Origin of the sequence: Cyclobacterium salsum (genome assembly GCF_010119245.1) — a bacterium.
Taxonomy (GTDB): Bacteria; Bacteroidota; Bacteroidia; order Cytophagales; family Cyclobacteriaceae; genus Cyclobacterium; species Cyclobacterium salsum.
Genome location: NZ_WNKG01000010.1, coordinates 93949 through 114844 on the forward strand (window position 1 = coordinate 93949; position 20896 = coordinate 114844).

The following is a 20896-nucleotide window of genomic DNA, read 5'->3' on the forward strand; positions in this document are numbered from 1 at the left end:
CAACATACGATGCGCAGCCGAAGAAAATTTATTCAACAGTCGTTCGCAGGAGGAGCCACGCTAGTAGCTTCCGGCCTGCCGCTCTTTCATATCCTACCGGCCCGGCCCAAACTGGAGGAGGAAGTGTTGGGCCATGGCGATTTCCGGTATCGGGTAGAAAAAAACTGGAGTCGGGCCGAATCCAGCCGCTTCCCGGTCAAAAACTGTCACGAGATGGTGTTGGACCAAAAAAACCGGTTGATCCTATTAACCGATCATCCCCAAAACAACATCCTGATCTACGAGCCTTCGGGAAGGTTAGTGGATAGCTGGACCTTGGATTTTCCGGGTGCCCATGGATTGACCCTGTCCGATGAAGGAGGGGAACAATTTTTATTCATCACCGACACCGGCCAGGGAAAGGTAGTCAAATGCAGCCTGGAGGGCCGGGTGCTACTGGAACTACCGCATCCCGCCACCATTGGCGCCTACGATGAAAAAATGCCCTACCGGCCAACGGAAACGGCCATCGGTCCAAACGGTGACATCTACGTGGCGGATGGTTACGGCGCGCAATTCATTTTGCAATTCGACGCGGCGGGCAATTTTATCCGGAAATTTGGAGGCGACAGTTTTCTGCAGCCCGATAAATTCAAACAGGCGCACGGAGTGGCCATCGACTACCGCAGTCCCGGTGATCCTACGCTACTGGTTTCTGCCCGCATCAAAAATACCTTCAAACGATTTACCCTTTCCGGGGAGTATTTGGAAGAACATTACCTGCCGGGAGCCTTTATCAGCCGGCCGGTGCTGGACGGAGAAAACCTGTATTCCGGGGTCTGCTTTGGCATGACGGAGGGCAATTATAACATGCAACTGAACAGGGGATTTGTGACCATTCTGGACAAGGAAAACCGGGTAGTCTCCAATCCGGGAGGAACGGAGCCTCAGTATGAAAATGGAAAATTGACACTCATGCTACAGGAACAAGCGGTATTCAAGCATTGCCACGATGTCTGCCTGGATCGGGACAAAAACCTGTATGTTTGCCAGTGGAATGCCGATGGGGTGTATCCGTATAAGTTGCACCGGGTTTAATTTTTTACCCTTTGGCAGGTACGACGTTTTTCTCATGCATAAAACCCACTACGCCCCAACAAATTGAAATGGCGGTTTTTAATGGTCTGATGATGTGATGGTACGATGATTAGATGATTCGGGCTGTTGGAAATTGCATTGCCGAACCTAGCTCCTCCGAATTTGTAATTCCGTGGTACAGATAGAGGGGATTTGTAAACCCCGGAATTGCCAAAAGTAACACACGGCGAATAGGTTTCGGAAAGCAGAACCGAACCGTTTGTACCATCATGTGATCGTTTGGTGATTCGCAGTCCACCATGACGTAAATATTTTAAGTAGGGCCTGCTGAAAAACTCAAAGAATCCCAGATCTTAAAACCAGCCCAGAAAGTTCTCTGGGCTGGTTTTGTTTTTTTAGTTTTACCAGCAGGCCCTAACTAATATTCCCAACATACCTATTTAGAATTCCTGAAAGATGGGTTTACGGACAGATACAATACAAAGGTAAATTTCAGGGTAGGAAAAAAGGTGCTCCAATAATTACCTTCTTAAACTATTAATAAAATCCTCTTGGTATCCGGAAATAACATTTTCAATTACTCCTTTTTCATTTATCAGGTAAAAAGTCGGGTATCCGCTTACTCCATAGGATTTGCCGACCGATTTGGCTTCGGGGATAACGGGAAAAGGAACAGTGAATTTCTTCAGGTATTTTGCCATATCCTCCTTACTGTCCACAGGATTAATATACAAAGCGGTAATCCCCTCGGCGAATTCAAATTCTTCTTCATTGAAATTGTCGAGGGCAACTTTACACCAACCACAATTGATCATAGAAAAATTAATCAACACTTTTTGCCCCCTGAGATCTGATAGGTTGATGTTTCGCCCTTCCATATCCATTAGCTCAAATTCAGGAGCAGGAAGACCTGCTTTTAAACGATGCAGCTTTTCCTTTTCGCTGGCCATTTTAGACACATAATGGCTGGGATAGGAATAAGTGAGTTCCAAAGAATCGTTATGGAAATCATAATCAGAAAAGGTATAAATTATAAACTGTTTTTCTTTACCATCGTGATAAAGCCTCCTTTCGTAACGCTCCACCAAAGCTGAATGAGGATTTATAAAAAGATGGTTTTCGGTATAAATATTCATGTCTTTTATTACAGTATCCGTTTCCACTATAAAAAAATCCAAAAGCTGCTTATCTAAAATGGCTGTGTCCCTTCTGTACCTCCATTCCCCTGCTTTCAAAAGCATCATAGGAGAATAATTTGTTACCATCAGCTTATTCATTCGAATAGATTCCCTTTCGATGTCTTTTGTTGTATACACAATAACCATACTATCCCCGTGAAGGATTTGCTTGAATTCATCTCCAACATAGATGAGGTCATATTTATCCCGTTGGCTTATAAAATCATAATCAAAATAGGTGTTTTTATTTCTTTTAAATTGGGAGGTACCTGCAATGGTGTCATTTTCCCCTATCATGTCGGGCCAAAGGGAAAAATAGCTGTAGGAGATATATGCATTTTCTTCCATTTTTTCCTTTGCCAGCTCGAGGACATCCTCTGGATTGGATTGACAGCTTAATAATAACCAAATAAAGCCGGTAATCAGGAATAATCTTGCCATGGTTGTTGCGATATTTAGTTAAAGATTAGGTTATGAAAAATAAAAAATTAATTTGATTTTCCCTAACAATGACCACCCCAGGTAAGCAGCTCCTCGGAATTTGTAATTCCGTGGTACAGATACAGGGGATTTGTAATCCCCGTAATTACCAAAAGTAACACACGGTGAATAGGTTTCGGAAAGCAGAACCGAACCGTTTGTCTGATCAGATGATGGTTCGATGATGCGATGAATCGGGCTGTTCGGTAGTTGCAACGCCGATTCCGAATTGTCAGGTTTTTACTTCTGGCGGATTTGCCCAAATCTTGTTATCTTTAGAAACAGTTCTTAATTGGTATAGCAACTATGGAAAAGCCCCAAGATAAGATCAAAGAACCCATTGCCGGTTATGGACACTATTCCTATGCCGATTACCTCTCCTGGCAGTTGGATGAGATGGTGGAGCTGATCCGGGGAAACGTATTCAGACAGGCAGCAGCGCCCAGGCTTATTCATCAACGAATCTCCAGGAAAATTTTTAACCCCATTTGTAATTTCCTTCAGGGAAAACGCTGCGAAGTATTTTCTGCTCCTTTTGGTGTGCGTTTACCCGTTTCCTCCAGGGACCCTGACAAAATCGATACCGTGGTGCAGCCGGATCTCTGTGTGGTCTGTGATCCGGAGAAACTGGATGAACTGGGCTGCGTGGGTGCCCCGGACCTGATCGTTGAGATCCTCTCTCCGGGAAATAACAAGAAAGAGATTCAACTAAAATACGAAGTGTACGAGACCTCCGGTGTGAAGGAATACTGGGTAGTACATCCGGATGAACGAACCTTGCTGATCTACACCCTGAAAGCCGGGAAATACCTCCCCTCCCGGCTGTTTACTTTTGGGGATCGGGTAAGGTCACAGGCTCTTCCTGGTTTTGAATTGGATTTGGATGAGGTGTTTGGAGAGTTGTAAGTTCAGGTTAGACAGTTTTATTTAATTATAATAAATGGGAGAACTTCTAAACCACCCTGATCCTAAGGACAAGGTAATCTAATCGTATATTTGTCGCCAATTATTGACAATTATTGATTACTTTTGTCAGGTATAGATGACAAAAGTATGGATATTTTGTATAACTTTCATGACAATCTAATCAAGCAGATAGATGATGCCTTCTTTCGTTTTCTAATGCAAATCATTAATTGGGAGCAACGGATGCTTGCCATTAAGGGTCCCCGTGGCTCAGGGAAAACCACCTTGATCTTGCAATATATCCGTTACCATCTGAAACAACCTCGCGAAAAGGTTTTGTACATAACTGCGGACCATTATTGGTTTTACACACACAATCTGGTAGAAACAGCGGATGAATTCTATAAAAATGGAGGCAGGTTTTTATTTATTGATGAGGTACATAAATATCCAAATTGGTCCAGAGAATTAAAGAATATTTACGATGGGTATCCGGATTTAAGGGTTGTTTTTTCCTCTTCTTCTGCACTGGATATTTATAGAGGTGAGGCTGACTTAAGTCGACGGGTGATCTCCTATGATTTGCCGGGGTTGTCATTTCGGGAATTTTTAAATTTGGAGGCAAACCTGGAAATTCCGGCAATCCCCTGGAATGATCTGACAAGCAGACCGAATGAACTTGCCAGGGATATTGTCAATGCAATACAGCCTTTGCCATTTTTTAAGCAATACCTACGACATGGCTATTTCCCCTACTTTAAAGAGAGTATCCCGGAAGAACTTCCCTTACGCTTGAACCAGACAATAAATACCGTGGTGGAAACAGATTTGGCATTTATCCAAGGATATAGCCAAGGGACTGCATTCAAGGTTAAAAAACTTTTAGGGGTACTGGCTGAGTCAGTTCCGTTCAAACCCAATATCTCCGCATTGGCCAGGAAGTTGGATGTAAGCAGAGAAACCGTTTACGGATGGCTTGTCCACTTGGACAAAGCCCGGATGCTAAATCTGCTTTTAGCCAAGGAAAAAGGAGTCTCAACCTTACAAAAGCCGGAAAAGGTTTACCTGGAAAACACCAATTTGGCTTTTGCCATGAAAACCCACCCAGACCTGGGAGCAATCAGAGAAACCTTTTTGCTTAACCAATTAATCAATGCAAAACTACCTGTCACCTTGCCCCAATCAGGTGATTTTTTTGCGTCTGGAATCCATATTGAAGTAGGGGGCAAAAATAAAAAAGCCACCCAGGTAAAAACGGAACCGTCATTCCTGGTTGCAGCAGACGACATAGAAATTGGGTTTGGCACGAAGGTTCCTTTATGGCTTTTTGGTTTTCTATATTGAAACTTAGATCGCCACTACTGCTTCAGGAATTTGAGGCCTATTCCCTTTCTCATTTCGCATCCTCAATTTCAGTTTAATGCTTGATTAATAATTTTCTCCGCATTTGCTATCAGTAGGTTAGCCAGGTTCTTGGTAGGAAGATTACCTGTTCGGATCCAAATGATTTTTGGAAGAAATCCATACAACAAATTTAAATCATTAAAATCAGAATCATTTGTAACGATGCTATAGCCGTTTCTCCTGGCAAAATCCCAAATTTCACGGTCAGTAGCATTCAGCAAACCTTCCTTTTTGACAGTGCTTGAAGCTGAAAATTGGTTGGGGATAAATTTTAATATTTTGTGAGAAATATGTTGATCGAACAAAAGCTTCAAACAGCTAATTGAAATATCCTGTTTTCCCTATTAGCTGCAAAACGTAATGCAGCATAGATATCTTCTTCAGTCAATTCGTCAAAATCAGCAATGATATCCTGAAACGTCATTCCTGAGGCCAGCCAACCTAAAATATCACTTACCGTAATCCGCATTCCCCTTATGCATGGTTTACCTCCACGCTTTCCGGGTTCAATGGTGATTATCTGTTTGTAGTCTACCATGGCGCAAATCTTTTTTGTAAATATACACTATTTAATACTTTCAATAGGTATCCGAAAGACACCGCCAGTTCAGGAATTTGTTTTTTCGATTTGTAAATTCAAATTTTCATATACTCAATATGAGTAATAATCCTCCTGTCAGTTGAAGGAACCACTACGAGCCCTATTGGATAATCTGGGTTTAATGGTATAATTGCGTATAGAATGACTATTAATTCACCCGAAATGAACAAATCCCCACTTATTTTAGCTTTTCTCAGCATTTTAATCGTTACTACCGCTTGCTCAGCGCCTAAAAACCGTAATCAAACCTCAGAAGATGTACCAACTCATTTTTTGCAGGATAAAACGTTTTTAGAAAAATACGATCCGCAACTTATCGAGCTGAGTACGGAAGACAAACAGGCCAAAGTCCTGGTATCCCCCAAATACCAGGGCAAGGTTTTTACTTCCACCGCAGCAGGGGACGATGGAGAAAGCTTTGGCTGGATAAACTACGAAGCATTTGAAGGCCCCCTGGACAAGCACATGAATGCCTATGGAGGCGAAAGCCGCCTATGGCTGGGACCGGAAGGAAATACCTTCTCTTTATTCTTCGAACCAGGGAAAAAAATGGAATTTGAAAACTGGCATACCCCTGCAGCCATCGACCACGAAGCCTGGGAAAAAATCGAGGCGGGCCGCAGGGACGTATCCATGACCAAATCCACATCGATCACCAACTATCAGGGCACCGAGTTTGCATTGAAGATCCAACGGACCATTACCCTTCTGGAAAAGGAAGGTATTATAGCTAACACGGGATTGACAACCGATGTCTCCTCCATCAAGATGGTAGGATATGAAACCATCAATTCCATTCAAAATACCGGAGACTTTCCATGGACCCGAGAAACCGGAGCTCCCTGCATCTGGGTGTTGGACATGTTCAAACCCAGCCCGGAAACCACCATTGTGCTACCTCTCCAACCAAACGAAACAAAAGCAGGCCTCACCACCAACTATTTCGGAACGATTCCGGAGGAAAGAATAGCCATCACCAACAACCACCTGTTCCTAAAGGCCGATGGCCAAAGCAGAGGGAAAGTAGGTGTCTCTCCCGAAAGAGCCCTTCCTATGGCCGGCAGCTACGATCCCCTCCACAAGGTATTGACGATTACTACCTTCGATGTCGCATCGGAATTGCCCTACCTCAATCAGGAATGGAACACCGAAGCCGATCCCTTCAAAGGAGATGCGGTCAACGCCTACAACGACGGACCATTGGAGGATGGTAGCCAGATGGGGCCGTTTTACGAATTAGAGAGTGTTTCTTCCGCTGCCTTTCTTTCTCCAGGCGAAAGTATGGAGCATTTCCACCATGTTTACCACTTTACCGGAAACGAAAGCAGATTGGATAAAATCACCCGGCAATTATTGGGGATTTCCATCGCTGAGATTAATGGGGTATTTAATCCGAAATAAGCAATTACTTTCAAGCTGATCCGCCCTATCGCAAGATTCATCCTTTCAGGTGACCTATTCAGGTCTTCGAACCCAAGCTCAATTGATTTTTTCCGCCTTCAAGACTATATATTCTGGATCCAGATAGCGCAATATACGCCCTGGAAAATAGCCATTACAATGGTATCGTGAACCAATGCTTTCTTTTGACACCTGATAGGAAAACTTCATTTTGAACCCATCACGACTCTCTTCTGGCAAAAAACTGTTCCATTCCAGTGGAACATCAAACATATCGGTTGGTAACCCAAACAGCATCAAGGTATCGGGACTAGCACCTAGGGTTGCCACCAGGTAGCCTTTGCCTTCTCCTTTACTTGTTGTTACTGTAGCATCGCGAACGCAGGGATGGTGGCCAATCAGGTACCCTTCGGCCTGAAAAACGGGTGTTTCATCATTGTCCTGGCATCCGCCAAGAATCGGTAAAAGAAAAACCATTCCTACCCAAATCAACCAATTACCTGTAAAAACTGCAAATGGCTTGATCTCAAAAAATTTAAATTTCGACATGGTCATGGCACCTGGTTTTAGAGATAGTTGAAATGGTAATAAACGGGGATGGTTCGCAAATGCTGTACTGTTTTCGGGGATACCCCCCGATTCTGTATTGAAAATAGAAACTATTTCCAGCTAGAATAAACTCCTCAAGTTCTGTTCTATCAGGCAACTGGGAGAGAAAAAGAGTGTCTACGCTGGCAACGACGGAATGGGCGTAGGTCTCGGAATGGAACATTCCCTCCCAATTCATTGCAATATCACTTTCTCCCAAAATCTCAACGACCATCCCGTCGCAATAGGTCCCTGTATACCGCCCTTGAAGACAGACTTCTTCAGCCTCTTTTTCCAAACAACCTCCAGCGCAAAAACCAACCAGAGCGAGCAGGATCATAAGAAAATGGCTATTCCCAATCGACTCCTTATTCATTATTTTTTATCTGCTTAAAAACATCATTCGATTAGAATAGAGGTGCGTGATAAAGATCTGAATCAATGTACTAAATTTTACGCCTAATATAGCCATTACGCATCAAGTGGTGAAAACGCTACATCTAAACCCCAATTACCCATCAATAAGGAAACAAGCCACAGGCTTAAATCGGACTCTCGTTGTTGGTTTTTTCTCCAACTATCCCTAACCTAGTCGGGATGATTCTATTAACTTAGGCGTCAATAATTTGAAAATGCTGAAAAAATCCCTCCCGGTTTTGGTGGACAAGCTCTTATTCTTCCTTTGGAACAGGAGTTGTGCACCTTTGAATGGTCGGTAATCAATAAAATGGCGTGTACCCATTTGCTTCGTAGCGCACCACTGCCCCAAAAAACGTGATGATGTCCACGAACGTAGGTTGCACAGGAATTTTTCCGTTAAAAAGTTGATCAAATGGGGCTTTTGACCTATTTTTATTTTTCATTATTCCATAACCACTAATATTTTCTTTTGAGATGAGTGTAATGCCCAATAGTCGTTCTTTTCTGAAACCAGCCTCGCTGCTGCCGGGCAGAGCCTTTTCGGCCCAAGGCATTTTCAACCAGTCCTAGCGGTCAACTTTTAAAAGGATAGTCACGATATAAAAAATGAAAAAAAGAAACCCCATGAGAACATTATATCCCTACAGTCTTCCTATGTTAGCAGCAATGGTCCTGCTGCTCCATGCCTGCAGTGCCCCGCAAGAAAAGGCGGTGGAGAAGCCAAATATTTTGTTTATCGCGGTAGACGATATGAACGATTGGGCCGGTTTTTTGGCCGGACATGCCGGAATGAAAATCCATACGCCCAACATCGATCGGCTTGCGGCTGCTTCCATGGTGTTTACCAACGCCCACACCCCGGCACCGGCCTGTGCGCCCACCCGCGCAGCCATTCTTAGCGGCGTACACCATGCCCGCTCGGGGGCCGAAAATGTGCATTGGGGTGATGGCCCGAAGTGGCGGGAATTCGAGGCATTAAAAGGAGTCGTAACCCTGGAGCAATTTTTCAAGCAAAACGGCTATAAAACACTGGGCGCCGGTAAAATCTACCACAGCCAGGCACCTCCCTGGACCCCCACCAGCCAGGTGGAGCCGGCCAACTGGGATTTTTACTACCCCAGCCCCTATATTTCCCACCCCTTTCAAATTCGTGCCCCTGACGAGGTCATCTATCCGGAGGACGTAGACAACGAGAACCGACCCGGTGGCGGGGCAGACGGATGGTGGACCTGGGGTGCCATCCCTGTTCCGGATGAAAAAATGGCCGACTACCATGTAGTGGATTGGGCAAGTCACCAACTCCTTCAGCCGCAGGACAAACCCTTTTTTCTGGCTGCGGGCATGTGGAAACCCCATGATCCCTGGGAAGTTCCCCAAAAATATTTCGATAGGTATCCCCTGGAAAACATTGTCCTGCCAGAACGACGAAAAGACGACCTGGAGGATGCCTTTGATCATGGGCGGCGTTGGATCATGGAATGGGTGCTGGAGAACCAGCAATGGGAAAAAATTATCCAATCCTATGCTGCCTCCATCACCTTCTCCGATGCGATGGTGGGACGATTGCTGGATGCCCTGGAAAAATCAGCCTACGCCGATAATACCATTGTAGTGTTATGGTCCGACCATGGCATGCACATGGGTGAAAAAGACAACATTGAAAAGTTCACCCTCTGGGAACGGTCCACCCGGGTACCCTTGCTCATTTCCGTTCCCGGTATGGAGCAGGCAGGGAGCCGCTGTGACCAACCGGTAAGCCTAATGGATCTGTACCCCACCCTGGTGGATCTGACGGGCTTTGAGCAGCCCGCCCATCTGGATGGGAAAAGCCTGCTGCCCCAACTAAACGACCCAGATACCGAGACGGCACCGGTCATATCCAGCTATAAATTTGGTAACCCCAAACCGAATGGAGTCACCGGACATGCCGTGAGAAGCATGCGGTACCGGTATATTTATTATCCGGAGATCAATCTGGAAGAGCTTTACGATCACGCGAACGACCCCAATGAATGGGAAAACATCGCCTATAAAAAAGAAAACCAACCGGTCATCGAAGAACACCGAAACGTGTTGCGCGACATGTTACCTCAATTGACCTGGGAGAAAGGGACGCCTCAGGGATATACCGTTGATGAGGATGGAAAGGTGAAAAAGGATAACTTTGAGGCCCTATGACGAAAAAAACGATAGGAATAGGAATGGTCGGTGCCCACTACCAGACACCTATGCATCTGGAAAATTACCGGAACGTACCGCCGGAACAGGTAGCAGGAAGGGGTGTCTGTCCCCTGACACAGGAAAGTGCCGCCGGGATTGCAAATTTCATAAAGGTGATACAGGAAGAGCGGGAGCCACTCGCTGGCATCGATCGGACAGTCTATTACGTGAATATCCTATATGCGGCTTACCAAACCGCCAAAGAAGGCAGGACCGTTTCCCTCGAAGAAGCATCGCTGAATTCCGTGAAATACCGTAAACAATCGAATGAATTCGAGCCTATTTAAGGCATGAAACAAGTAACAGCCGGAGGAATGCCCCAATGGCTATCGGATAAATCCTTCGAGATACTACTGAATGAGGTTCGGTACAAGTACCGATATAACATAGAGTAAAAGGTTGACCTGTTTCTGGTTCGTTTACTCTTTGGACCATTTAGCCCCTGGTTGGATATTCCCCAGTAAAAAAAATGTTCATAGGTATAAAAATAGCTACACTTATCAATCGAATCCACTATTTTCACGCTTGGTTAGCGATCTTTAAGCCAGCCTGATTTTATTTCTTAGTAGTAATACATGTAACGCTATGCCCGAAACCACTACCATTCAAGATGTGCTCAAGGAACTCGATCGGATCATAGAAGAGAGCATCGAGAACAACAGCAGGACCGGCTTGTTTGCGTACATCTACCGGCGTACTACTTTTGAGATCGCTTCCGAGATTTCTCTGGGTAATTTTGAGGATAACGAGCTGCTAGAGGAATTTGACGTCGTTTTTGCCCGACTATACCTGGATGCCTATGAAGCCTATAAAAATAACCAAGAGGTAAGTGCCGCCTGGGCATACGCCTTTGATCAGGTAGACAAGCCCCTGACGATTGTTCAACACATCCTCCTGGGTATGAATGCCCATATCAATCTGGATCTTGCCGTGGCGGCGGCTACGGTAATGGAGGGTAAGGACATCCATGCCATCGAAAATGATTTCCATAAAGTGAACGACATTCTTTTTCAGATTACCAATGAGTTGCAAGACCGCCTCAGCAGGGTATCGCCTCTAATGTTTCTGCTTGACCTGATTGGCAAAAACAAAGACGAAAAAATCATTAATTTTAGCATGCGAAAGGCTCGTCTGCAATCCTGGAATGCCGCCAAACGCCTATGGTCCTTGGACGAGAAGCGTAGTGAACGGGCTATAAACAAGATAGATCGGGTGGTGCTATTCCTTAGCAGGCTTATCAAATCACCTACCTCCCCGACGATATGGTTGTTTCTTAAATTGATTCATGCGTTTGAAACAAAAGAAGTCAGTGTCGTCATTTCCAAACTACGAGCAGATTAAACTAAGAATAAAATAAATCCAAGAAAAAACTAAAAAATACATTATGAAACGATTTAAAATCCCAATCTTATCCCTACTTATGCTGGCAGGCAGTATTGGAAATGCTGCTGCGGAAACCCGGCTTGCCAACCCATTTCTAGGCATGTGGGGCCTGGAAATTGAAGGCGGTGGGGTCGGATGGCTGCATGTCAGTGAAGAAAAAGGATACCTCGATGCCGAACTGCTTTGGATAGGAGGAAGTGTGCTACCCGTAGCCAATGTTTACCTGGCCGATGAAAACACGCTGGTAGTCACAAGAACCACCAACTCCCGAAAAAGTGAGGACCGAACCCACATCCTCACCCATACCCTGCGGGTAGAGAAATCCGGAGACTCCCTAAAAGGAACCATGACTGGGCCTGGAAGAAACGGAGAGTACCAATCCGATTTTACCGGCAAACGCATGCCTTCCATGCCGGAAAAACCAGACCTGTCTAAACTCAGCTATGGAAATCCCATTTCCTTGTTCAACGGCGGGGACCTTAGCGGTTGGGAACTGATGAATCCCAATCAATCCAATGGCTTTACCGCGGAAAACGGCGTTTTGGTAAACGATCCCGTACAGCCAGAAAATGGAGAGCATCTATCCTATGGCAACATTCGCACCCAACAGGAATTTGAAGACTTTAACCTTAAACTGGAAGTCAACGTGCCAGAGGGAAATAACAGCGGGGTATACCTGCGTGGTATCTATGAAATCCAGGTAGTGGATTCTTACGGAAAACCGCTTGATTCACACCATATGGGAGCTTTATACAGCCGCATTACCCCCAGCCAAGCTGCTGAAAAACCCGCTGGCGAATGGCAGACCATGGATATCACCTTGGTTGATCGCCACGTTACGGTAATATTGAATGGTAAAAAAATCATTGACAATGAGCCCGCCTGGGGACCAACCGGTGGGGCTATGAGTGCCGATGTACTGGCCCCCGGGCCAATCTACCTGCAGGGAGATCATGGCAAGGTGAGTTACCGGAACATTGTTTTGACGCCCATTGAGAAATAAGCAAGGATTCCAATCCTCCACCCCTTATCCGGTATGCACAAAATAGCCGTGGCCGGATAAGGGATTTAGGCTGCCAGCGAATGTCGTATTTCCGCATGTCTATTCGAAAACTGCTTACGCGTTTACACCTGATCCTTGGACTGGGGACGGGGCTGTTGTTTTTCGTCATTGCGCTTTCCGGTGCGATTTATACCTGGGAACCGGAATTCAGTCGGCTTGCCTACCATCAAGCCGTGGCAGCACAGGACAAACCGGTTGTCTCCATCACTGACCTACGACACAGCCTGGAAAAAACCTTTCCCGAGGGAGATTTCCGGACGGCCCTCTACCGCGACCCGGAAAGCAGCATCGAAGTACTGTTGTACGCCCCTGGTACCTATTATCTCGCACAACTAAACCCTTATTCGGCAGAACTGATTCATTTACAAGATATGAATAAGGGCTGGATTAATTATTTAAAAAAACTCCACCGAAACTTACTTTTGGGAGTATTCTGGGGCTTCCGGGAAGGATTATGGTATGTTTAGCCGCTGTAATTGCAGCAACGCTGCCGATCACTGGTTTTATTATTTGGAATGGTAAACACAAAAGAAGCCATAAAAAGCACCTGGTGAGATAAATACAACGCCTTTTACCTCCTAAATACCTGGTTCCCGCCCTACTATCTGAAGCAGACCCGTAAAAAAGATCCGTGCCCAAAGGTGCTGCCTGCCAAAAAAACAAAATACAGGTAACCGAGAATCCGAAAGGGCTTTTCTATATAGTTTGGTTGTTTTTTTTGAGTGATTGTGGCTATATTAAGTCGATAAATGGCCGACGATTGATCGGAAGATACACCGTCCAAACCCGTAGTCCATTCAGGTGATGAAGGGTGGAAGTTCTTTTGATTCGAAGTAAAATAACGTGACGTAAGGATACAATGAGTCTACAAATAGCAGCAAAAACGGATTTTTCGGAGGGGTTAAAATCAAAACTCAAAGAGCAGTGCACGGAAGCATTTCAGCTAATCGCATCCGAATCGGAAAATGATCCTCATGACATCATTCACGAAATACGCAAAAGATTCAAAAAAACCAGAGGCATTTTACGCCTTATTCGTGACCATATTCCATTTTATAAGGAAGAAAATGCCTTTTTTAGAGATGAAGGACGAAGACTCTCCGCTATCCGTGACACCACCTCAATCATTGAGGCGCTGGACAATCTCTATGGCCTCTACGAGGATCAACTCTATAAGCACACCTTTGGTCAATTCAGGGATTACTTAATTGCAACACGTGACCAAATGACTGCTGATTTATTGAAAGACAGGGGTGTTCTGACCGTCATTAAAACACACCTCTCAGCAAAGTGTGTAAACATCACCCATTGGCCGATTGACATTCAATCTTTTACTGATCTATCAGCATCAATCGGACGCGTCTACAAAAGGGGTCGGAAGGGGTATGCACAAGCGAAAGAGAAAAAAAGGGCCGAAGATTTTCACGAATGGCGAAAGCGGGTTAAATACCTACGCTATCAACTCGACTTGTTGCACCGGACCTGGCCGGGTTTTCTAACATTCTGGGAAGATGAATTACATGACCTATCAGATTACCTGGGGGATGATCGCGATCTTTTTATGCTGGAAACGGAGGTTGAAAAAAATAGAAATCAATTCTCGGGTCCCGAATCCTATCAGTTATTAAAATCGCTCATCAACTACCAAAGAGCAAAATTACAGACCCATGCACTCAAATTAGGAAAGCGATTGTATCATCTTAAGCCAAAAATTTTCACGGAGCTGCTTCGCGCAGCATGGGAGGCTTTTGATTCAGAAGCAGAGCCTGTTTGATCAATAAACTGTTGAATTTAAACCATATTCTACTATTTCGCCTGCGTAAAATTTCCGGGACCGTGCCTTTAAGGTGTACCGAGTATTCAATTTCTGTTTTATAAACCAGTCCCTTTTACGTACATTAAATCATAAAAACAATAAACTGAGGATTTAGTAAAAAAAAGACTCTAAAACCATTCGGATAAAGACTTTATCCGTCCTTTTACCAATTCGTCTGCCTATGCAAAAAGACCTTAGATCAAGAATTGCGATCGCATTACTCATAGTGGCTGCAATTATCGTTTTCTATGCGGAAATCTTTTTATGGTCCATGGCTTTTTTTGAAAATCGCGATGTCACCTTTCCGCAGGCCTTGCAGGTAGTCGTAGAATCGTTGACAACCAGTGGCTATGGAGGGTTTTCGCCTTGGGAAAGTGATTTCTTAAACTACTTCGTGCTCATCATGAACCTGACCGGAGTGCTACTTGTCTTTATCGCTTTTCCCGTTTTTTTCCTGCCTTTTCTAAAAGGAGCCCTCGAAAAATCCCCGCCGACCAAAGTGACAAAAAGAAATCATGTCATTATTTGTACTTACTCAAGTCACGCCGAAGTACTAATTAAAGAGCTTGTTTCCCGAAACCAGGACTACGTCATTGTAGAATCCCGCGAGGAAAAGGCAATTGCTCTTTTGAGATCTGGCATGGAGGTCATGGTAGGCGATCCCGAGATGGAGTCTACGTTGGAAGCGGCTGGGTTAACAAGTGCAAAAACCGTCGTTCTCAATTCAACCACCGACAAAAATATAAGCATCGTCTTTTCTATCAGAAATACCCATAAAACGATCAAAATAATTGCGGTGCTGGAAGATGAAGAAAAGGAAAAATATTATAAAATGGCAGGGGTCGATACGACCATCTCCCCAAGACAACTCATTGGAAAAAGCCTGGCGGTCCAGGTTCCCGCCATTTCCATCAAAAATAGTGTAGAGATTGATCGTACAGTCGAATTAATCGAGATTGACATTGAGGACGGAAGCGAACTTTGTAACCAATCTATTGGTGAGGCGCATTTACTCGACAAATACCACCTGAATATTATTGGTGCCTGGCAAAATGGTGAGTTTAGAAGCCCAGTCCCTATTGATCTGATTTTAAAACCAAAAATACGTTTGCTTGTTGCCGGGGACAAGGAGGAACTCGCCAGGCTCAATAAAAAGGCGGAAGCGACCATCCGGCATTTTACCCGAAAAATGGTACTGATCGTCGGCTATGGCCTTTCCGGAAAGGCTGCTTTTGAGGTGCTGAAGACGAAGAGTATAGAAGTAAAAGTCATTGACATTCGGGAAAAAGAAGGGGTACACGTGGTCGGTGATATCCGGAAAACTGAAACACTCCTGGAAGCTGGCGTTAGTGAGGCATCGGCCATGATTATCACCATTCAGGACGATACAATGGCACTATTTGCCACCTTACTGGCGAGAAATATGAACAGCAAAATGCATATCATCGTACGGGCCAATAATATTGAAAATGTAAAAAAACTGTACCATGCCGGAGCAGATTATGTTCAGTCCCTCGCCACGGTCAGTGCCCGTATGCTTGCCTCCAACATATTTGAGGACGAAACCTCCTTAGCGGCAGAAAAACGGATTAACCTCGTGCAGTTGCCTGCTGGTAGTCTTTCAGGAACTACCCTGGCCAAAAGCGATGTGCGAGCTGAAACCGGCTGCACCATACTTGCCGTCATACGAAAAGGTGAAAAAATTTCTACCCTGGACCCCAAAACCTTTCGATTTCAAGATCAAGATGAGGTGATTATAGCCGGAACCGATGAAAGTATCCGGCAGTTTGAGGAAACGTACATCTACTAAACTCGTTAAAATTAAAAATTACTTAGGCATGCTTGAACGCAGGAAAGCCGACCAATCCCTTTTGAGGAAAACAGACCTGCAGATTTGGTACTTGCAATACTATATCACCGTGATTATTATCCCCGGAAGCATGTCGAAATACACCCATTTGGACATCGAGCAAAAGGTTTTTCTTAGGAAATAAAAGCAATTGTTGGATTTTCCTATAGTATAATTTTTTATGGTCCTAGGAGATTTGTTTTTGAGTGCTCATTGCTATCCCCTTACTTCTATTCCAAATTTCCGGAGACCTTCTGCCGTTGCTTTTCGTCCTTTGATGGTTGCCTATTTGATAGTTACAGGCATGAAATGGGCATAATTTCCCCCCGCTTTTTGGAGCGGGCATGTATATTTTTTAAATGGGCCTCAGAATCCGTTCTTCAAAACTTGCTCCGGAAACAATTCTATTGACTTCGGACAATTAAACCATCCATTCGTCCTGCCCCTCTTTCCAATCACTACTAATCAATTTATATTTAGTCGATTACATAAACTTTTCCCCTTTCTTACCAATCAAACCCATTTACCATGAAAATTTTCAAAACCGTCATAGCATCTGCCTTCCTGCTGATATTGACAACCACTCTTTCAATGGCACAGGAAGTAACGCTGGAATTTCAGAATGCAGCAAAAGCGATGGAAGCAGCCCAAACCTATGCGAACGCACTTCAAGCAGGTGATGTGGCCACAATGAACGCTCAATTCGCAAAAGGAGCTATGATTTATGGTTTGGGCGGAGGCTTGGACTCACTTACAGTGGCACAGCACAACGAATATTACACCAATAGTACCAACCAATTCAGGCACAGCCTTTCGCAGGAGCTTTATCTGCCTGTCAAAGTGAGTAATAACTGGAATGAAGGCGAATGGATCCTGTCATGGGGAATAAACACGCTTACAAACAAGGCAAGTGGGGACACAATTGAAGTTCCCTACCACTCTGCCTCCCGTATGGAAAATGGTAAAATTACGTTTATGAGATACTGGTATGACATGCTTAATATTCTACAAACGCAGGGGTTTAAGGTGACTCCTCCGGCTAATTGAGTAAATCACCACCTTCATCATATCATATTTCCTTTGGTGACCTTGAGATCGCCAAGGGGATTTATTTCTCCGATCAAAAGGCATTTTTTGGCTTGTCTTGAAGAGTTAACGCTGAAAAAAATAACCCACTAAAAATTTTATTCTAACCCAATGAAGTCCCCCTTAATTGCCATACTGCTTTGTCTATTGGCATCTGGCGTTTTTTCTCAAGGAATGATCCAGGGAAAGATTCTTGATTCCCAGACAAAAGGGATATCCTATGCCAGTGTATTGCTAAGAAACGAGCCGGATTCCTCCCTGATCAAAGGGGCCATTTCCGATGAATCCGGAAACTATGTATTTACGGACATCCCAAAAGGGCAATACTTTGTGGAAGTAACGATCCTGGGATACGCCAAAAGGTATTCCCCTGTGTTCCCTTTTTTGGGGACTGAAAAAAATGAGTTGGCGGCTATCTTATTGAAGGAAGAAGACCAGGACCTGGATGAAGTGACGGTAACCGCCATCCGGCCTCTTTTTGAGTTGGAACAGGGGAAAATGGTGGTCAATGTGGCGAACAGCGTTTCTGCTGCGGGTTTGTCCGTCATCGATGTGCTGGACAGGTCTCCCGGGGTAATGGTGAACAGGCAAAGCAATACCCTTTCCGTTTTAGGGAAAAACGGCGTGGTTATCCTGATGAATGGCCAACGGTTCAGAATGCCCCTGGAGGCAGCGTATCAGATGCTGGCGGGGCTGAATTCAAGCGATGTGGAAAAGATCGAAATCATTACCGTCCCTCCGGCCAACTATGATGCGGACGGAGATGCCGGATTTATCAATATTGTGATGAAAAAAGACAACGATATAATAGGCACCAACGGTTCTCTGACGGTCGGCCAAGGCTATGGATCGGGCTATAACGGCAATATGAGCCTCAATCTCAACCATCAGGGTCCAAAATTCAGTTGGTTTGGTCTTTTGTCCACGACTTATGTAGATCAGGTTCAGGAATGGGAACAATTTAGAGGGAACAACAATGGGTTTGAAGACATCGGTTTCGATTCGTATAGCGAACGAATCGCCAATAGAAAGGCTATCAATTACCAGGCAGGGTTTGACTACAAATTAGCATCCAATACGATCCTTAGTGGCTTGGTCAGCGGCTATACTAACCGCTGGAATATGACCGCACCCAATACAACCAAATCCAATTATTCCATTTCCCCGGACACCCTTGTCCGGATGACAACGGTTGAAGAAAACCAATGGAGTCATATTATGGGCAATATCAATCTGCAGCATACTTTTAAAAATGGTCAGGTCATCAGTACCAATGTAGATTACCTGACCTACAAAAATTCCAATCCATCAGGGTATACCCTTTTAAAATACGATGAATCCAATGATCTCAGCTTTTCGGAAGAGTACCGCATAGCCAAGGAAACACCTATCGAGCTTTGGGTGACAGACCTCAATCATTCGATGAAAATGGGAAACGCCATATCGGTCGAATCAGGCATCAGGGGTGCTTTTTCAATTCTGACCAATAACGTAGTATTCGAAGAAAAACTTAGATCAAACTGGAAAGTAAATCCCAATTTCAGCAGCAACGGCCTTCTCCATGAGGACATACTGGCCGTTTTTTCCGCCGCAAAAATTGAATTTAATGAAAAGACCGGCTTGAATGCCGGAGTCAGGTACGAAAACACCAAAACCAATTTGACAACGGTGTCCGGAGAGGAAATCGTTGACAGGCATTACGGTGATTTCTTTCCAACGGCCTTTTTTTCCAGAAAGATCAATGCTGATAACCTGGTGCAGCTTTCTTACGGACGGAGGATCACCCGACCTACCTTCAATGAAATAGCTCCTTTTGTGTTTTTTTCTGATCCGTATACGCTTTTTGCCGGAAATGAAAACATCCTGCCTACTTATACCAATACCCTCAAGACAGATTATTCCCACAAAAGCTGGATCTTCTCGATACAGTACAGTGTGGATAAAAACTTAATCCAACGTTTTCAACCTACCCTGGATGAGGAAACCAATACGGTGTTTCTAAAAACCGAAAATATCGACCAAAGGCAGACGGTTGCCGTGATACTTGCATTTCCTTTAATAGTGACTCCCTGGTGGGAAACCCAAAACAACTTAACGGCAAATTATCAACGGGTCCTTTCAGAGCATAACGGCCAGGTGTTTGAAGTTGACCAGAAAGGGATTCAGGCGGTGCTTACCAATACGTTTACCCTACCCAAAAAATATACCATTGAATTGATGGGAAATTACATGTCTCCCGGCATTTTCGGCTATTACAAAATGCTCTCGCGCGGCTTTGTGAATATCGGCATCCAGAAAAACTTTGAAAAAGCCGGGGTATTGAGGGTATCCTGCAACGACATATTCGAAACCAGTCAACTTAGAGCGAGATCAATGGAAGGTGCTGATTTGGAACTCAACGTGAGGTTTAAGTTTGAAAAAAGGGTGTTTATGGCCACCTACACCTACAAGTTTGGTAACAGTAAGATCAAAGGTACCAGAGACAGAAAAGTAGGCTCCCAGGAAGAACAGAAAAGGGTGACCAATTGATCAAAAGAAAATAAATTGATGCATTCGGACAAAAAAGGGGTGGCCTCGTCCTTGATGGGTTTTATTTCAAAATTTGAAAGATTAAATTCTAACTGATTAATACTGAAGGTCAGATCATTGAGTCCGTCATTGATTTTTCCAAAATAAAAAAATATACGATTCAAATATACGATTCCTATGAAATCAGAAAAACCAGAATACTTCTGATTGAGACCCATAGCCTACGGATATTTCCATGCCGGAATTCTTAATTGAAATCGAATTGGAAGTACATAAACCATACTAACCAACTTTTCCAAAGTTTGGAACTTTGGAAAAGTTATAAAGTAGCTTAACAAATTAAAACAGAAAGAATATTTATGAAAGCACATGAAGATGATTTAAAAATTGCCACCCAAAACAAGTCCATTATAGAAGGACTTTACAAAGCATTTGCTACAGGCGATATCCCGACAGTTCTGGGAATGATGGATTCAAATATAGTCTGGAATGAGGCCGAAGGCAATGCCTATGCAGATGGCAATCCATACAAAGGACCGGAAGCGGTACTGAATGGTGTTTTTGCCCGCATCGGTGCAGAACATGAATATTTTAACTTGAAGGATATCGAGCTCCACGAGATGTATAACGACAAAGTATTGGCCAATCTACGCTATGATGCCAAACGCAATAATGGCAATAGTTATGATGCCCAAGTGGCGCATTTCTGGACACTTAAGGATGGGAAAGTGATCGCTTTTCAACAATATGTGGATACAAAAAAATTACATGATGCTATGAATGAGTAAAACCAATCCGGTCTCGGACTATACCCGGATGCTCGATTATCAGGATCCTGGAAAAAAATCTCCAATGGTCTATTTCAACCAGTTCGCAATCAACGACCTTGGAATCA

21 protein-coding genes are annotated in these 20896 nt (G+C 44.2%); 15 read left to right on the plus strand and 6 right to left on the minus strand.

Annotated features, from left to right (window positions below):
• Positions 1–9 precede the first annotated feature (9 nt).
• Positions 10–1077 (plus strand): NHL repeat-containing protein, encoded by a 1068-nt coding sequence (locus tag GJS45_RS17935; RefSeq protein WP_162343251.1) that lies wholly within the window; start codon positions 10–12, stop codon positions 1075–1077.
• 521 nt (positions 1078–1598) lie between these two features.
• On the opposite strand, the gene GJS45_RS17940 is transcribed toward GJS45_RS17935, so the two are convergent.
• Positions 1599–2696: a peroxiredoxin family protein gene (locus GJS45_RS17940; protein ID WP_162343252.1), complete on the minus strand. Its 1098-nt coding sequence runs from the start codon at positions 2694–2696 to the stop codon at positions 1599–1601.
• A 345-nt stretch (positions 2697–3041) separates the two neighbouring features.
• On the opposite strand from GJS45_RS17940, the gene GJS45_RS17945 reads away from it, so the two are divergent.
• Together GJS45_RS17945 and GJS45_RS17950 are read left to right on the plus strand one after the other, a co-directional pair.
• On the plus strand, positions 3042–3641 hold the full coding sequence (locus GJS45_RS17945; protein ID WP_162343253.1) for a Uma2 family endonuclease: 600 nt from the start codon (positions 3042–3044) through the stop codon (positions 3639–3641).
• A 147-nt stretch (positions 3642–3788) separates the two neighbouring features.
• Positions 3789–4985: an ATP-binding protein gene (locus GJS45_RS17950; RefSeq protein ID WP_162343254.1), complete on the plus strand. Its 1197-nt coding sequence runs from the start codon at positions 3789–3791 to the stop codon at positions 4983–4985.
• 68 nt (positions 4986–5053) lie between these two features.
• Here the strand turns inward: GJS45_RS17950 and GJS45_RS24120 are convergent, their stop codons facing one another.
• Positions 5054–5359 (minus strand): DUF5615 family PIN-like protein, encoded by a 306-nt coding sequence (locus tag GJS45_RS24120; protein ID WP_162343255.1) that lies wholly within the window; start codon positions 5357–5359, stop codon positions 5054–5056.
• Positions 5356–5583 (minus strand): DUF433 domain-containing protein, encoded by a 228-nt coding sequence (locus GJS45_RS17960; RefSeq protein ID WP_162343256.1) that lies wholly within the window; start codon positions 5581–5583, stop codon positions 5356–5358. Before GJS45_RS17960 ends, GJS45_RS24120 begins: the two co-directional genes overlap by 4 nt.
• A 204-nt stretch (positions 5584–5787) precedes the next feature.
• On the opposite strand from GJS45_RS17960, the gene GJS45_RS17965 reads away from it, so the two are divergent.
• Positions 5788–7047, plus strand: a complete 1260-nt coding sequence (locus tag GJS45_RS17965; protein WP_235954848.1) for a DUF6786 family protein — start codon at positions 5788–5790, stop codon at positions 7045–7047.
• 78 nt (positions 7048–7125) lie between these two features.
• On the opposite strand, the gene GJS45_RS17970 is transcribed toward GJS45_RS17965, so the two are convergent.
• The 3 genes from GJS45_RS17970 to GJS45_RS17980 form a co-directional block, all read right to left on the minus strand.
• A complete protein-coding gene (locus tag GJS45_RS17970) occupies positions 7126–7596 on the minus strand; it encodes a hypothetical protein (RefSeq protein WP_162343258.1) in 471 nt (156 codons plus the stop codon).
• The gene (locus GJS45_RS17975; RefSeq protein ID WP_162343259.1) at positions 7583–8011 is read right to left on the minus strand and encodes a hypothetical protein; all 429 of its coding nucleotides are present in this window, start codon (positions 8009–8011) and stop codon (positions 7583–7585) included. Before GJS45_RS17975 ends, GJS45_RS17970 begins: the two co-directional genes overlap by 14 nt.
• A 343-nt stretch (positions 8012–8354) precedes the next feature.
• Positions 8355–8609: a hypothetical protein gene (locus tag GJS45_RS17980; RefSeq protein WP_162343260.1), complete on the minus strand. Its 255-nt coding sequence runs from the start codon at positions 8607–8609 to the stop codon at positions 8355–8357.
• Between the two features lie 52 nt (positions 8610–8661).
• On the opposite strand from GJS45_RS17980, the gene GJS45_RS17985 reads away from it, so the two are divergent.
• From GJS45_RS17985 to GJS45_RS18035, 11 genes are all read left to right on the plus strand, one after another.
• Positions 8662–10233: a sulfatase gene (locus tag GJS45_RS17985; RefSeq protein ID WP_162343261.1), complete on the plus strand. Its 1572-nt coding sequence runs from the start codon at positions 8662–8664 to the stop codon at positions 10231–10233.
• On the plus strand, positions 10230–10562 hold the full coding sequence (locus GJS45_RS17990; RefSeq protein WP_162343262.1) for a hypothetical protein: 333 nt from the start codon (positions 10230–10232) through the stop codon (positions 10560–10562). The genes GJS45_RS17985 and GJS45_RS17990 overlap by 4 nt, the downstream gene beginning before the upstream one ends.
• 298 nt (positions 10563–10860) lie before the next feature.
• The gene (locus tag GJS45_RS17995; RefSeq protein WP_162343263.1) at positions 10861–11616 is read left to right on the plus strand and encodes a DUF5995 family protein; all 756 of its coding nucleotides are present in this window, start codon (positions 10861–10863) and stop codon (positions 11614–11616) included.
• Positions 11617–11659: 43 nt separating this feature from the next.
• Positions 11660–12661: a 3-keto-disaccharide hydrolase gene (locus GJS45_RS18000; RefSeq protein WP_162343264.1), complete on the plus strand. Its 1002-nt coding sequence runs from the start codon at positions 11660–11662 to the stop codon at positions 12659–12661.
• Between the two features lie 95 nt (positions 12662–12756).
• A complete protein-coding gene (locus GJS45_RS18005; RefSeq protein WP_235954849.1) occupies positions 12757–13188 on the plus strand; it encodes a PepSY-associated TM helix domain-containing protein in 432 nt (143 codons plus the stop codon).
• A 392-nt stretch (positions 13189–13580) separates the two neighbouring features.
• Positions 13581–14495: a CHAD domain-containing protein gene (locus tag GJS45_RS18010; protein WP_162343265.1), complete on the plus strand. Its 915-nt coding sequence runs from the start codon at positions 13581–13583 to the stop codon at positions 14493–14495.
• Between the two features lie 223 nt (positions 14496–14718).
• The gene (locus GJS45_RS18015; RefSeq protein WP_162343266.1) at positions 14719–16347 is read left to right on the plus strand and encodes a potassium channel family protein; all 1629 of its coding nucleotides are present in this window, start codon (positions 14719–14721) and stop codon (positions 16345–16347) included.
• 28 nt (positions 16348–16375) lie between these two features.
• Positions 16376–16531, plus strand: a complete 156-nt coding sequence (locus GJS45_RS18020) for a hypothetical protein (protein WP_162343267.1) — start codon at positions 16376–16378, stop codon at positions 16529–16531.
• 383 nt (positions 16532–16914) lie between these two features.
• On the plus strand, positions 16915–17433 hold the full coding sequence (locus GJS45_RS18025; protein WP_162343268.1) for a nuclear transport factor 2-like protein: 519 nt from the start codon (positions 16915–16917) through the stop codon (positions 17431–17433).
• 150 nt (positions 17434–17583) lie between these two features.
• Positions 17584–20001 (plus strand): outer membrane beta-barrel protein, encoded by a 2418-nt coding sequence (locus tag GJS45_RS18030; RefSeq protein ID WP_162343269.1) that lies wholly within the window; start codon positions 17584–17586, stop codon positions 19999–20001.
• Positions 20002–20360: 359 nt separating this feature from the next.
• Complete coding sequence (locus tag GJS45_RS18035; RefSeq protein ID WP_162343270.1) at positions 20361–20789, plus strand: nuclear transport factor 2 family protein; 429 nt, start codon at positions 20361–20363, stop codon at positions 20787–20789.
• The last annotated feature ends 107 nt before the right edge of the window (positions 20790–20896 follow it).